Annotated in this window: 14 protein-coding genes and 1 tRNA gene; 12 read left to right on the top strand and 3 right to left on the bottom strand. The window is 36.8% G+C overall.

Annotated elements, in window-relative coordinates:
* Positions 1-65: 65 nt before the first annotated feature.
* The 3 genes from ACQKNC_RS15365 (at position 66) to ACQKNC_RS15355 (ending at position 1,841) form a co-directional block, all read left to right on the top strand.
* On the top strand, positions 66-1,022 hold the full coding sequence (locus ACQKNC_RS15365) for an AAA family ATPase (protein WP_427425667.1): 957 nt from the start codon (positions 66-68) through the stop codon (positions 1,020-1,022).
* 23 nt (positions 1,023-1,045) lie between these two features.
* Positions 1,046-1,681, top strand: coding sequence for an RNA ligase family protein (locus ACQKNC_RS15360; RefSeq protein ID WP_427425666.1), 636 nt, complete (start codon positions 1,046-1,048; stop codon positions 1,679-1,681).
* 88 nt (positions 1,682-1,769) lie between these two features.
* Positions 1,770-1,841 (top strand) — tRNA-Tyr (locus ACQKNC_RS15355).
* A gap of 107 nt (positions 1,842-1,948) precedes the next feature.
* Here ACQKNC_RS15355 and ACQKNC_RS15350 read toward each other — a convergent pair.
* Positions 1,949-3,139 carry a coenzyme F420-0:L-glutamate ligase gene (locus ACQKNC_RS15350; RefSeq protein WP_427425665.1) on the bottom strand — a complete coding sequence of 397 codons (1,191 nt, stop codon included), beginning with the start codon at positions 3,137-3,139 and terminating at the stop codon, positions 1,949-1,951.
* A gap of 227 nt (positions 3,140-3,366) precedes the next feature.
* Between ACQKNC_RS15350 and ACQKNC_RS15345 the strand changes: the two genes are divergently transcribed.
* Entirely contained in the window at positions 3,367-4,287 is a 921-nt protein-coding gene (locus ACQKNC_RS15345; protein ID WP_427425664.1) for a LysR family transcriptional regulator, read from the top strand.
* A gap of 424 nt (positions 4,288-4,711) precedes the next feature.
* Here the strand turns inward: ACQKNC_RS15345 and ACQKNC_RS15340 are convergent, their stop codons facing one another.
* Positions 4,712-5,593: a LysR family transcriptional regulator gene (locus ACQKNC_RS15340; protein ID WP_427425663.1), complete on the bottom strand. Its 882-nt coding sequence runs from the start codon at positions 5,591-5,593 to the stop codon at positions 4,712-4,714.
* A 160-nt stretch (positions 5,594-5,753) separates the two neighbouring features.
* Here ACQKNC_RS15340 and ACQKNC_RS15335 point away from each other — a divergent pair, with 160 nt between their 5' ends.
* Positions 5,754-6,722, top strand: coding sequence for a YeiH family protein (locus ACQKNC_RS15335; protein ID WP_427425750.1), 969 nt, complete (start codon positions 5,754-5,756; stop codon positions 6,720-6,722).
* A 124-nt stretch (positions 6,723-6,846) separates the two neighbouring features.
* Here the strand turns inward: ACQKNC_RS15335 and ACQKNC_RS15330 are convergent, their stop codons facing one another.
* Complete coding sequence (locus tag ACQKNC_RS15330; protein ID WP_427425662.1) at positions 6,847-7,182, bottom strand: heme oxygenase; 336 nt, start codon at positions 7,180-7,182, stop codon at positions 6,847-6,849.
* Positions 7,183-7,522: 340 nt separating this feature from the next.
* Between ACQKNC_RS15330 and ACQKNC_RS15325 the strand changes: the two genes are divergently transcribed.
* The 7 genes from ACQKNC_RS15325 (at position 7,523) to ACQKNC_RS15295 (ending at position 14,105) form a co-directional block, all read left to right on the top strand.
* Positions 7,523-8,125 (top strand): class I SAM-dependent methyltransferase, encoded by a 603-nt coding sequence (locus ACQKNC_RS15325; RefSeq protein ID WP_427425661.1) that lies wholly within the window; start codon positions 7,523-7,525, stop codon positions 8,123-8,125.
* Positions 8,126-8,603: 478 nt separating this feature from the next.
* Positions 8,604-9,824, top strand: a complete 1,221-nt coding sequence (locus ACQKNC_RS15320; RefSeq protein WP_427425660.1) for an ABC transporter substrate-binding protein — start codon at positions 8,604-8,606, stop codon at positions 9,822-9,824.
* Positions 9,825-10,092: 268 nt separating this feature from the next.
* Complete coding sequence (locus ACQKNC_RS15315) at positions 10,093-10,968, top strand: branched-chain amino acid ABC transporter permease (RefSeq protein ID WP_427425659.1); 876 nt, start codon at positions 10,093-10,095, stop codon at positions 10,966-10,968.
* A gap of 13 nt (positions 10,969-10,981) precedes the next feature.
* Positions 10,982-11,917, top strand: coding sequence for a branched-chain amino acid ABC transporter permease (locus ACQKNC_RS15310; protein WP_427425658.1), 936 nt, complete (start codon positions 10,982-10,984; stop codon positions 11,915-11,917).
* Positions 11,917-12,696: an ABC transporter ATP-binding protein gene (locus ACQKNC_RS15305; RefSeq protein WP_427425657.1), complete on the top strand. Its 780-nt coding sequence runs from the start codon at positions 11,917-11,919 to the stop codon at positions 12,694-12,696. The genes ACQKNC_RS15310 and ACQKNC_RS15305 overlap by 1 nt, the downstream gene beginning before the upstream one ends.
* Complete coding sequence (locus tag ACQKNC_RS15300; RefSeq protein ID WP_427425656.1) at positions 12,696-13,403, top strand: ABC transporter ATP-binding protein; 708 nt, start codon at positions 12,696-12,698, stop codon at positions 13,401-13,403. The genes ACQKNC_RS15305 and ACQKNC_RS15300 overlap by 1 nt, the downstream gene beginning before the upstream one ends.
* Positions 13,404-13,610: 207 nt before the next feature.
* Positions 13,611-14,105: a cupin domain-containing protein gene (locus ACQKNC_RS15295; protein ID WP_427425655.1), complete on the top strand. Its 495-nt coding sequence runs from the start codon at positions 13,611-13,613 to the stop codon at positions 14,103-14,105.
* Positions 14,106-14,164 lie beyond the last annotated feature (59 nt).

The raw sequence follows: 14,164 nt of genomic DNA, 5'->3' as shown, positions 1-14,164 counted from the left end.
AGTAAATAGCTAACTAAAGAATATGTTTCTATAAACGATATAGGCACTTGAAAGGGGGTGAGAAAATGAAGGTGATATTTACAGTTGGGTTACCTGGAAGCGGCAAGAGCACGTTTGTTAAAGGGCTAGCTAAAAGCGAAAATGCGCTTATTCTTTCAAGTGATGCTATACGACAAGAGTTATTTGGCGACGATACAAGGCAGAAATCACGAATAGTATTCCGTGTTTTGTATGAGCGTTTGAATGAATGTTTGGCTAAAGGTCAATCTGTTATTGTTGATGCGACAAATATCGAGCGAGAACGCAGGGTATTTGCACTAGGTAAATTGCCTGATAATGTGAAATCTGTATGCTATTATTTTGATATGCCTTATACATTATGCGTAACAAGAAATCAGCAAAGAAAGAGAAAAGTTCCGTTAGTGATAATGGAAAAAATGAGAAAGAATTTAGAGTTTCCAATATTGGGGGAAGGATTTGAAGAGGTGCATATTGTGCATGAAGCGAGTCCTTATGAAATCTCAAAAGAGCAATTTATTTCGCTAATCCAGAGCCAACCCACATATGAGGAGCTTTTTCAAAAGTTAAGATCAGTCCAACCCTTTGAAGAAACTTATCAATTTAATCAAGAAAATCCATACCATCAATTTTTACTTTGCCAGCATACGTATTTTGTTTATGACTATATGAACGAATACTATATGGAAAGTGATAAGCTAGCATTACAAATAGCTGCTTTATTCCATGATGTTGGAAAACCGTTTTGTAAAAAATATAAAGAGTTACATCAAAGATATGGATATTATGGACATGAAAATGTATCTGCTCAAATGGTATGCCATTTTTTATTAGAACTTGGCTTTGAAGAAGAATTTGTTTTAAAGGTTGTTAATTTAGTGCAATTTCATATGTTAATTCAATATGGGGGCGATAAGGGGTCAAGTAAGATTTATCATTTATTAGATGGTGACTTATTAACAAGGCTTTATTTCTTTCGAGAAGCAGATCAATTTGCGAAATAGATGTAAACAAAGGAAGTGAGTTTATGACCAATTTGATGAAATATCCAAGAAGCTTTCATTTACCATGGAGTAGAGGATATACACATGATGATAAGGTCGCTATAAATGTTAATCATTTTATTGGAAAAGAGGTTGTTGTAACCGAAAAGTTAGACGGGGAAGGAACAACACTGTATCAAAACTATATGCATGCTAGAAGCTTAAATTCCGGAGATCATCCATCTAGGCATTGGGTCAAAACATTTCATGCTACATTTGCATTCCAGATTCCAGAAGGTTGGAGATTATGTGGCGAAAATGTTTATGCCAAACACTCCATTTACTACAATGAGTTAACTAGTTATTTTTATTTATTTAGTATTTGGAATGAGAAAAATATTTGTTTAAGCTGGGATGAAACAGTCGACTATGCAGCTGAATTGGGGATTGAAACGGTACCTGTATTATATCGAGGTATTTTTGATGAAGAAAAAATAAAGAAGACGTTTACAGGTAAATCACTTCTTGGAGGTGAGCAGGAAGGGTATGTTATTAGAAATGCGTCTGCCTTCCATTATGACGATTTTCGATTTAACCTAGGGAAATTTGTGAGACAGAATCATGTTCGAACAAGCGAGCATTGGTTAAATGAAGAAGTGATTCCTAATCAATTGAAATAAGTGATATTGGAAATGATGTAATCTACTATAAAGCGAAAGGATTGAGAAAAATGTAATGCTTAATGAGGTTAATAATACATAATGTATATGAGGAAGGTGCAGTGGCAGCATATCCCTTTATAGGATAGGGATATACAGGTTCGACTCCTGTCATCCTCACTAAATGAAAAAATTAGAGGGTTTCCTGTTTGTAATTTTATATTGAAGCGGATCCACGATATAAAAATGAACTCCCAAATGAAAATGGGAGTTCATTTTTATATCTTTTTATTTTGTATAGTTATCGAAATAACCTTGAATATAAATCATCGGTGTTCCTTTGTCACCTGAACCAGATGTTAGGTCAGATAGTGAACCAATTAAGTCTGTTAAACGACGAGGAGTTGTACCTTGTGCAGCCATTTGTCCAGTTAAATCTGCATCTTTGTTTTGGATATACTCAGAAATTGCAGCTTTTAATTCATCGCCGCGAAGATCCGCAAAATCGTTATCTGCTAAGTATTTTAGTTTTACTTCGTTTGGCGTGCCATCTAATCCAGCCGTGTAAGCAGGTGAAACAACAGGGTCAGCCAGCTCCCAAATTTTACCCACAGGATCTTTAAATGCACCATCACCATAAACCATTACTTCAACTGTTTTACCAGTAGCTTCTTTGATTTTTGCTTGGATGCCATCAACGATTGGTTGACAAGTGTGTGGGAATAGTTTTACGCTATCTTCAGTTGCTTTATTTGAACCAAGTAGACCATATTCCGCATTGAAGCCAGAACCGTTATTAGATTCAGATAAAATATTATCAAGGCTGAATACTTTTTCAGCACCATTTGTCGTTAAAATACGTTTTGTACGTAAGCGTGTATGAATATCACAAGTTAAAACACTCTTCGTATAGTCTAAAATTGTTTTTGGGTTATTTGAAAAGATAACTTCACAAGCAGCGCCTTCAGCTTCGATCAGTTCTTTATAATATTCAATATAATCTACACCTGTAAATGTATGTTTTTTATAGCCGAAATGCTCACGGAATTCAACCTCAGTTAAAGTATCTGTCCAAGGATTAATCCCTTTTACATCTAGCTCATCGATATCAACTAGGTGATTCCCAACCTCATCAGATGGATAGCTTAGCATAAGAACAACTTTTTTTACACCTTTTGCAATACCACGTAAGCAGTTAGCGAAACGGTTACGGCTTAGAATTGGGAAAATAACACCAACAGTATCGTCACCAAATTTAGCAGCTACGTCAGCTGAGATGTCATCGATGGATGCATAGTTACCTTGTGCACGTGCTACGACAGATTCTGTTACTGTTACAATGTCACGATCTTCAATTGAATATCCTTCAGTCTTAGCTGCGTTTAATACCGTATCAACAACGATTCGCTCAATGTTATCGCCCTCGTTAATAATTGGACCACGAAGACCTCTTACTACTGTACCAACTACACGTTCCAAAATAATCTCTCCTTATTAATAGGTAATTGTATGATTAATATTATGCCAAGGCATAATTGCGTCTGGAATCGGCTATGTGCTTGCATAAAGAACACCTTACTGATTCCTGGACACCTATTGAAAAAAGTTAAATATTGTGAAATTAAACCAATATGGTTTTACTATACGCCCCTTTAGTGATATAAGTAAAATTAATAGTTCATATAATAGCTATAAGGGGTGCTTATATGATAGGGAAATTAGATTTATATCGTGTTTTTAGTATTGTTGCTAAAAATAGTAGCTTTTCAAGAGCTGCTAAAGATTTATTTATGACTCAACCAGCTGTTAGCCAAGCTATGATGCAATTAGAAAAGGAGCTCGGTACACGCCTTTTTAATCGCACACCTAAAGGGGTAACGTTAACAACTGAGGGTAGACTTTTATACGAGTATACGAATTCAGCGTTAGGTCTTTTAGATGCTGGTGAGGAGAAGTTGCTAGAATTTAAAAATTTAACAACGGGTCAGTTGAAAATTGGGGTAGGGGACACTATTTCTCGTTTCTTTTTAATGCCTTATCTAGAGACGTTTCATACAATGTATCCAAATATAAAATTACAAATGTTAAACGGAACGACTTCAGAAATTTGTAACTTTATTAAATCTGGTGAGGTTGATATAGGACTTTGTAATTTTCCGATAGAAGATCAGACATTACAGTTAACCGTTTGCACAGAGGTTCAGGATATTTTTGTATGCGGTGAGAAGTACAAAATGTTGGCGTCAAAAAGCTTAAGCTATGAGGATCTGTTAAAGTTTCCACTTGTTTTTTTAGAAAAAAAATCAAATTCAAGAAAGTATGTAGAAGATTATTTATTTGCAAAAGGAATCCGTATTGAACCTGAGTTTGAGCTTGGTTCGCATGATCTAGTGCTGGAATTTGCACGCAGTAATTTAGGGATTGCCTGTGTAACAAAAGAATTTTCTAAGGATTATTTGCAGCGAGGACTTTTATATGAGCTAACATTAACAGAAAGTATTCCAACACGAAGCATTGGTATGTGTTATTTGAAAAGTGTACCTTTATCTCGAGCAGCATTGAAATTTGTAGAAATTATTGAGCAAAAGCAGGAGCGTAAACGTCTAAATTCAAGAATTATAAAATGAGCTTAGCGAGTAGTGTTGAAAAACAAAATGGTGAAGGGAATCTATGTCACATTAAATAAAGTATGGCGCTTCTGCAAAACGAGAGGTTGATTTCCGTTCCGACTGGGCGCTTTGTTGTTGCTGTCGCTACGCTTTCGCACAGGATAAAACATTTGCTGCCGCTACGTTAGCACTACGCTTTCGCACAGAGCAAAGCTTCCTGGGGGCGTCCGATGAGCCGCTTCGCTTGGCTGCAGGGTCTCGGGCCAGCACGATGCTGGTCACGAAGGCGTTATCACAGGACGTGATGGTTTTAGCCTTCGTTCCTCTATCGCTAATCCCCAAGGAGTCGCCCAGTCTCCACTCCAATCAACCACTTCACATAGTATATATCTTCTGATACATAATAGCTTTTCAACAACATGAAGCTTAGCGACTTAATCCGCTAAGCTTTCTTTAATAGTGCCTCTATAAGAATGTCAACATTGCGTTTATTTTTCATTGTAGTCGAGTACAAATAAGAAAATGTTCGTATAAAATACTGTTCCTCGTGAGGTAAGATTTTTATATCGTTATTTTTTAATTCGCGCTCAATGACACTAGCAGACAATAATGAAAGTCCAAGCCCCTGTATAACGCTTTCTTTCACGCCTTGATTACTACTAATAGTAAGAAGTGAACGTACTTGCAGCCCGTTTGCTCTAAATAAATGATCTAAATAATAACGTGTGCCAGAACCTTCTTCACGTGCAACCCAGTTTTGCTGCTGCAAGTCCGCAACCGTAATCGTTGACTCCTTTGCAAGAGGGTGATCATTCGCACTGACAATAAATAACTCATCTTGCATAAAGGGTTTAATAATAAGTTCATTGTCGTGTGCTTGTCCTTCAATAAGTCCGATATCGACTTGTAATAATTTTGTATATTGAATGATTTCTTTCGTATTGCCAATAATAATTTGAAGCTCTAGCTGAGGGAATTGCTGTTGCAAGCTCGCTATGATAGGAGGCAATATATATTCCCCAATGGTAAAGCTAGCGCCAATTACAAGTGTACCTTGAATTTCATGGTGATAGGTTAAAACATCTTCCTTTGCTGCCTCGGCAATGGCCATGATTTGCTTAGCTCGTTTATATAAAATTTCTCCAGTTGGTGTGATTTGTACAGATTTTGGTGAACGGATAAATAAGGTTGTTTGAAATTCTTGCTCTAAATTTTTAATGTGTAAACTGACACTTGGTTGTGAAATATGAAGTATTTCGGAGGCTTTCGTAAAATTATTGACCTCTACCAGTGTGATGAACGTTCTTAAAGCATCAAATTGCATATTATCACTCCTATCATTAGAAATATTAATAATTATGATTATATATATGTATTTTACTGATGATTAACTTTCTAATAAAGTAAAATCATCAAGGATGAAAGAAGTGAACAGCGTGGATAATGGCCAGCATAGATTAAAAAGTTCCCTGACCCCAGCGTTTATGAAGGGAATATTGTTGACACTCATTATTGCCTTAGTATCAAAGTATATTTCGACATTTCCGTTCTTCTCAATATTAGGGCAGCTTGTCATTGCCATTATATTAGGTATGGCATGGAGAGCAGCATTTAAGGTACAGGATTCTTGGCAAACAGGGATATCATTTTCAAGTAAGAAATTATTACGCCTCGGCATTATTTTTCTTGGTATGCGTTTAAATTTAGCGGATATTTACAATGCTGGAGCGAGTGTCTTTCTTATTGCTTTTATTAATTTGGTATTTGCTTTAGTGGTTGTCTATGGCTTAACGAAGGTGTTTCATGTTGATAAGAAGTTAGGAATATTAACAGCTTGTGGCACAGCCATTTGTGGAGCTGCTGCTGTTGTAGCTATTGCTCCTCAAATTAAAGCGAATGAAAAAGAAACTGCAGTGGGCGCAGCGATAGTCGCATTACTAGGGACTGTATTCACATTAGTCTACACGGTGTTATATTCAGTATTTAACTTAACACCTACTGAATATGGTATTTTTGCGGGAGGCACTCTACATGAAATTGCTCATGTTATTGCAGCAGCCTCGGCTGGTGGAAATGAAGCCGTTGATATGGCAGTTATTGTTAAGCTAACACGTGTCGCATTGCTTGTACCGGTAGCCATTGTCATCGGTATTTTATATGGCAGAACTGACAAGGGGCAGGAAAAAGGAGGATTTTCACTGTCGATAATTCCGTGGTTTATTCTTGGATTTTTAGCGATGAGTGCTATTAATTCGATAGGGATTGTACCAGCTAATGTAGCGCAAGCGTTTGTAAATATCGCTTATATTTTAATTGGGATGTCGATGGCTGGACTAGGTTTAAATGTAGAGATAAAAACATTTAAACAATTAGGCGTAAAAGCGTTTATTGCAGGACTTATTGGTTCGATATGTTTATCAATACTTGGCTATGTTTTAGTTATTTTCATGTAATCAAGAATTTAAAAAAACCTGCATTTTCGAAAATGCAGGTTTTTTTAGATAGAATCAGAAGATATTTTAGTGTTTACCCCACTATCTTTTGTAAATAGTGGGGATATAGTATACAAATCGAAAATTAGCGAGATGCTTCTATTGAAGAAGCTAATTCAGCTATAACTATTTTGCTACCAATCATTGGACTGTTTTCAGGTTTTTCTCCTTCAGAACCTTGTCCAGGACGGTGATGAGCTGCAGCGAATGCATCACTGTTACGCCAAGCCTGGAAATGCTCCTTAGACTCCCAGTACATATTGACGCTCATTTCGTCATAAGTCGGATCATCAGTTGAAATCAATACCTCCACTTTATGGAAGCCTTCGAACTGCTGTAGTGGTCCTGGCTTTGTAAAGTTCGGTGCCATTTTTGCAGCAAAGCCGGGTTTGACTTGAATACGATTTGTAACAATAATCATGCTTTTTCCCCCTAATCATTTTTTAGTTAAAAAAATATTCTATGCGAATGAAATATCGCTGATTATCATTCGCAATCAATAATAATTGCCATAGGAATGCATTGTCAATAGAAGAGCAATGTAAATTGCAAAAAGCTCAATATTTTTATCGTGTGATCCAATGAGGGTGCCTAAACAAACAAGATAGTACAATTAAAGAAAGAAACTGGAAGTAGCAATTTTCTTGTTTTAAAGTTTAACCGAAGAGGTCGATAAAAAATAACCATATCCAAAACTTTTGGGTATGGCTTTTGCTTTTTATCGTGCTAAAATTAATCATTCTTTTTTTAGGAGTAATATTATGAATGAACATCAATTTGATAAATCTTTGCATATTAACACAGTAGGTGAACAATATGGCTTCCCTAAACTAGCTCATTACCACCGCTATGAGCCAACTCCATATATTGGCTTAGAACAATTATTCTCGGAGTATGAAATGCCTGATAACCCAGTATTTATCGATATGGGATGTGGAAAAGGGAGAGTCCCCATTTATGTACACAATAAATTTCATATCCCGACAATTGGAATAGAAATGGATGGAGGTTTTTATGAAGAGGCAGAGAAAAATAAAAGGGGCTATCTTCAAAAGAAGAATACTCAAGCTCAAATTTCTTTTATCCATTCAATAGCAGAGGATTATGCCATTCAATCACGCGACACTGTTTTCTTTTTTTTCAATCCTTTTTCAATCCATATTTTCCGTACAGTCATTCATAATATTTGGCAATCTTATGAACAGCATATGCGCGAAATTCATATTATTTTATATTACCCACCGTATGATTATTTGCAATTTTTACATCATGGGACACCTTTTGAATTAATCCATGAGGTTCATCTTGAAAATGAAACAAATATTAACGAACGCCTCTGTGTGTTTGCTTTGAAAAAGGCTTAGAGCTGTGGAAATAGTCCAGCTCTAAGCTTTTTAATAAGATTTTATTTCTCCATTTGATAACGACTAAGACAGAATAAGAAAAATAATCTTATGTTTATTTATTTCCCTGGTAATAAATAGGTATTAATCACTCAGAATTGTTACTTTTCGAGATAAGGCCTTATATCAATTTTCGAAAAAAGGACTTCTTGAACGAGATTTTATCGTAAAAAAATAATCGAAAAGGATAGTTTTGTATTAATATTTTTTAACAATTAATAGATAATTCTTAAATTACTAATTATACTGAAAAATCACTCTAGACTAAATATAAAGAATGTTTTACAATGTAAAAGGCTTAAACGAATAGTATTTTAATTTACTTATAGATATTTATAAATTATAACTTCGGTTATTTTTGTTATTGAGGAAATGCCATGGATTGTTTATAATTATCAGAAATATCTAATATTTGAGAAAACTCAGGGGGAATAAAATTATGAGAGATAACAAAAAGCTTAAAAAGTTTGGCTCAATTCTAGTTGCGTCTTCACTACTTGCAGGCGTTCTTGCAGGCTGTGGTAACGGAGATAGTTCAAGTTCAGGAGGAGGATCATCATCAGGTGGTAGTTCTTCTGATGGTGATACAATTAAAATCGGTGCAAACTTAGAGCTTTCGGGTAACGTAGCTTCTTATGGTTCTTCGATTGGCTTAGGTGCAGATCTTGCAGTTAAAGAAATTAATGATAAGGGCGGAATTAACGGTAAAAAAATTGAACTGATTAAAGTAGATAACAAGTCTGAAAACTCAGAGTCTACTGCAGCAGCTCTTAAACTAATAACACAAGATAAAGTAGTAGCAATGCTAGCACCAGCAACTTCTGGTAATACAGTTGCTACTGTCCAAATTGCAAATGATAAAAAAATTCCAATCGTCACAGGTTCTGGGACAGCTCCAAACATTACAGTAAATGATGATGGTAGCATTAATGAGTATGCATTCCGTACTTGCTTTATTGATCCATTCCAAGGGATTGTGGCTGCGAACTTCGCTTCTAATGAATTGAAAGCTAAAAATGTAGCTATTTTTGCGGATAACGCATCTGATTATGCAAAAGGTTTAGCAAAATCATTTAAAGAAACAATTACAAAAAATGGCGGGAAAGTTGTGAAGGAAGAAGCGTATGTAGCGAAGGATGCTGATTTCCGTACACAATTAACAAGTATTAAAGGAGAGAAGCCAGACTTTATTTTTATCCCGGGATACTATGAAGAGGTCGGTTTAATAGTTAAACAAGCGCGTGAATTGGGTATTGATGTACCACTAATGGGGGCTGACGGTTGGGATTCACCAACATTAGTAGAGCTAGCTGGTGCGAAAGCACTGAATAACACGTATATCACAAACCACTACTCTGCAGAAGATCCAGATCAAAAAATTCAGGACTTCGTAAAGGCGTTTAAAGCTGCGAACAGTGATAAAGCACCGGATGCATTCAATGCACTTGGCTATGACACAATTTACTACATTGCTGATGCTATTAAGCGTGCAGGCTCTACGGATGGAGAAGCAATTCAAAAAGCATTGGCTGACACAAAAGATCTATCGTTAGTAACAGGTACTTTCACAGTTGACAAAAATCATAACCCAATTAAAACAGCAACAGTTCTTGAATTTAAAGACGGTAAACAAGTGTTCAACTCTAAAGTTAATCCTTAATGTTTTCTAGGCAAGGGGAGGCGGGTAAACACGCCTTCCCTTTTATGTTTTTATCTTAATTCAGTGAACGCTCCCACAATTGAAGGTGGTGAGATGAATGCGGATATGGTTCCTTTATAATGTCCAAACACCTAATTACGCAAGGCGAAATTGATAGAACATGAAAAAAATTTTTTTAGAGGACACAATTTACCCTATTTTCAATAATAACATGTAGAAGTAAGGTCTATTTTTGGATTTTTCAAATAATAAAAAGGAGTGAACGCTCATGGAATGGATACAGCAGCTTGTGAATGGTATTTCACTAGGTAGTATCTACGCTTTAATAGCGTTAGGGTATACGATGGTATACGGGATTATTAAGCTGATCAACTTTGCCCACGGCGATGTCTTCATGATTGGGTCATTTATTGGCTTTTACGCAATTGCTAAATGGGAGCTTGGCTTCTTTCCAGCACTATTATTGGCGATGGCAGTTTGTGCAATCTTTGGTGTTTTAATTGAACGTATTGCTTATAAGCGTTTACGAAATGCAACACGTATTGCAGCTTTAATTACGGCAATCGGTGTATCGCTATTAATCGAATACACGACTATTTTCTTCAGAGGTGCGCAACCAGCAGCATATCCTGAAGTCATTAAAAATAAATCATTTGATGTTTTTGGTGTTCAAATCAGTAGTACATCAATATTAATTTTATCTGTCACAATTGTACTGATGATTCTTTTACAATTCATCGTACATAAAACAAAAATCGGAAAAGCGATGCGTGCGGTTTCTCATGATGCCGATGCAGCACGTTTAATGGGTATTAATGTGGATAATACAATTTCAGCGACATTCGCAATTGGTTCAGCTTTAGCGGGTGCAGCGGGTGTTATATTCGGGGTATATTACACAAAAATCGATCCATTAATGGGCGTTATTCCAGGGGTTAAAGCGTTTATCGCAGCAGTACTTGGTGGTATTGGTATTATTCCTGGTGCCATGGTTGGCGGTATGTTATTAGGTGTAGTGGAATCATTAGTAAGTGCACTTGGTTTCTCTTTATGGCGCGATGCAGCGGCATTCGTTATTTTAATTTTAATTTTAATCTTCAGACCATCGGGTATCTTTGGTAAAAACGCCCGTGAGAAAGTGTAGGTGAGCGGTAATTATGAAAAAGTCTAAAGTTTTCTGGATCTATGCCGTATTAGCGTTAGTCATCTATGCAGTTGTTCAGGTACTTATTTCAACGAACATTCTCGACATTTACTATCAAAATATGTTAATCACAATGTGTATTAACATTATGCTTGCGGTTAGCTTGCACATTGTCATTGGTATTACTGGTCAATTCTCGATTGGGCACGCAGGCTTCCTAGCAGTAGGGGCATATATTTCTGCAATTATTACAACTAAATTAATGCTTCCGTTCCCGTTGGCAATTTTCTTAGGAGCGCTCGCAGCAGCAGTTGCAGGTTTAATCGTAGGTATTCCAACACTACGTTTAAAGGGTGACTATTTAGCGATTGCGACACTTGGGTTTGCGGAAATTATACGTATTGTCTTTTTAAATACGGATTATGTTGGTGGCGCAGCAGGGATGCAGGTTAAATATTTATCAAATTGGACTTATGCGTTTATAGGTGTTGTTTTAACAATTCTAGTAATCTCTAATTTCACAAATTCGCGTCATGGACGTGCATGTATTTCGATTCGTGAGGACGAAATTGCGGCAGATGCAATGGGTATTAATACGACCTACTATAAAGTTGTTGCTTTCGCTATTGGTTCCTTCTTTGCTGGTCTTGCAGGGGCCATCTTTGCACATAATTTTTACATTATTCAACCGACAACTTTTGGTTTCTTAAAATCATTTGATATTTTAATCTATGTAGTTCTTGGTGGCCTAGGAAGTCTTTCAGGATCTGTCATTGCTGCAGTTTTCTTAACAGTAGTTTCAGCATATCTAGCAAACTTCCCAGAAACACGTATGATTATTTACAGTTTAGTATTAATAGTCGTAATGCTGTACCGTCCAACTGGCTTGATGGGAACAAAAGAAGTTACGGATTTATTTAAGTTTGGTAAAAAAGGAGGTACAAAATAATGACTGGAAACCTTCTTATCAATGTTGAAAACATGGGCATTCAATTCGGTGGTTTAAAGGCGGTACAGGGCGTTAATATGTACCTAAATCGTGGAGAATTAGTCGGTCTTATTGGACCTAATGGTGCTGGAAAAACAACGAGTTTTAATATGCTTACAGGGGTTTATATGCCAACTGAAGGTATTATTACATTTGATGGTATGAAGTTAAATGGGCTTGCACCATATCAAGTAACGCAAAAAGGTATTAGCCGTACATTCCAAAATATTCGTTTATTTAAAGAGCTATCTGTTTTAGATAATGTAAAGGTAGCGAATCATTCGCTTGCAAAGCATTCCATGTGGTCTTCCATTTTCCGTCTGCCGAATCATTTTAAAGGTGAGGCAGAAATGGAGCTTCAATCTATTGAGTTTCTAAAAATCTTTGGCTTAGATGTTTATAAGGATGAGCTTGCAAAGAATTTACCTTATGGGATGCAGCGTCGCTTAGAAATTGCTCGTGCCCTAGCTGCTAAACCTAAGCTACTTTTATTGGATGAGCCGGCAGCAGGGATGAACCCGCAGGAGACGCATGAGTTAATGGAGCTAATAGCATTTATTCGTAAAGAATTTGGTTTAACAATTCTTCTAATTGAGCATGATATGAGCTTAGTTATGGGAATTTGTGAACGTATATACGTGCTCGATCACGGTCAATTAATCGCTGATGGGACACCAGAAGAAATTCGCAACAATCCAAAGGTAATTGAAGCTTACCTTGGTGAGGAGGTTATCAGCTAATGCTAAAAGTACAAAATATAGATGTATTTTACGGTAACATTCAAGCATTAAAGGGCCTCTCTTTAGAAGTAAATGAGGGTGAGATCGTAACGTTAATCGGTGCAAACGGTGCTGGTAAAAGTACATTATTAAAAACATTGTCAGGCTTATTAAAACCAAAGGGTGGCATCATTGAATATGAAGGCTTTTCTATCGCAGGGAAGGCTGCACAGTCAATTGTAAAATCAGGCATTTCACATGTTCCAGAGGGGCGCCGCGTTTTTGCCAATATGTCCGTTGAAGAAAACTTAGAGCTTGGGGCATATCTTCGTAACGATAAAGCTGGCATCAAAAAAGATCTAGATCATGTGTATGAACTCTTCCCACGTCTTTTGGAGCGTCGTAAACAGCAATCGGGTACATTATCTGGTGGTGAGCAACAGATGCTAGCGATGGGGCGAGCATTAATGGCAAAACCGAAATTATTATTAATGGATGAACCTTCAATGGGACTTGCGCCACTCATGGTAAAAAATATCTTTAATATTATCGAGCAAGTTAATAAAGAGGGTACAACCGTATTGCTTGTTGAGCAAAATGCGAATATGGCCTTATCAGTAGCAAATCGTGCGTACGTACTTGAAACAGGGCGTATTGTATTATCAGGTACAGCAAAAGAACTTCAAGAGAGCGAACAAGTAAAGGCTGCTTATTTAGGTGGTTTATAGAGGAAGAAGGCATCTCAATTTTGAGGTGTCTTTTTTCGTGTGATCGAAGGGAGTGAGCAGGCGGATAGAAATGTTAAAGTGACGGAAAGAAGGGCCAGGGCGACGGAAAGAACAGTTCGAACAACGGATACACTTATCAAAGTGAAGAAATAACAGTAGCATTCGTCTTTTATTATTTGGTAATGTGGACGAAAGGAGTGATGTTTTATGAAGTATTCAGCACAATATTTTATTGAGAAATTAAATTTAGCAGAGCATCCCGAAGGAGGGCATTATATATCTTCGTTTCGAGCATCTGAGGATATGGCTGTAAGAGATGTACAGAGACCAATTTACACTAGTATTTATTTCTTACTACGCTCACAGGATATATCGCATTTGCATCGCTTGAAATCGGACGAGCTTTGGTATTATCATGCTGGCAGTCCGCTAACAGTTCATATGATTTTCCCAGATGGTACATATGAAGCGAAGAAGCTTGGATTAAATGTTGAGGCAGGAGAAGTACCACAAATAGCAGTACCGAAAAATACTATATTTGGCTCATCCGTAGAGGATGCAGATACATTTAGTTTAGTAGGCTGTATGGTTGCACCAGGCTTTGATTTTGAAGACTTCGAATTATTTACACAAGATGAGCTTTTAGCTGACTATCCACAGCACGAGGAAGTTATTCGAAAAATGGCTTACACGACAATTTAACTTATTTCAGCAGGCTGAAATAAGTTAAAGCCTCCGGCGGATGTCACTCCTTTCCGAAT

The organism is Lysinibacillus sp. NPDC094177 (genome assembly GCF_050279145.1).
Lineage (GTDB): Bacteria > Bacillota > Bacilli > Bacillales_A > Planococcaceae > Lysinibacillus.
Note: the sequence above shows the minus strand (reverse complement) of the source record. Positions and strands in the feature narration are given on the sequence as shown.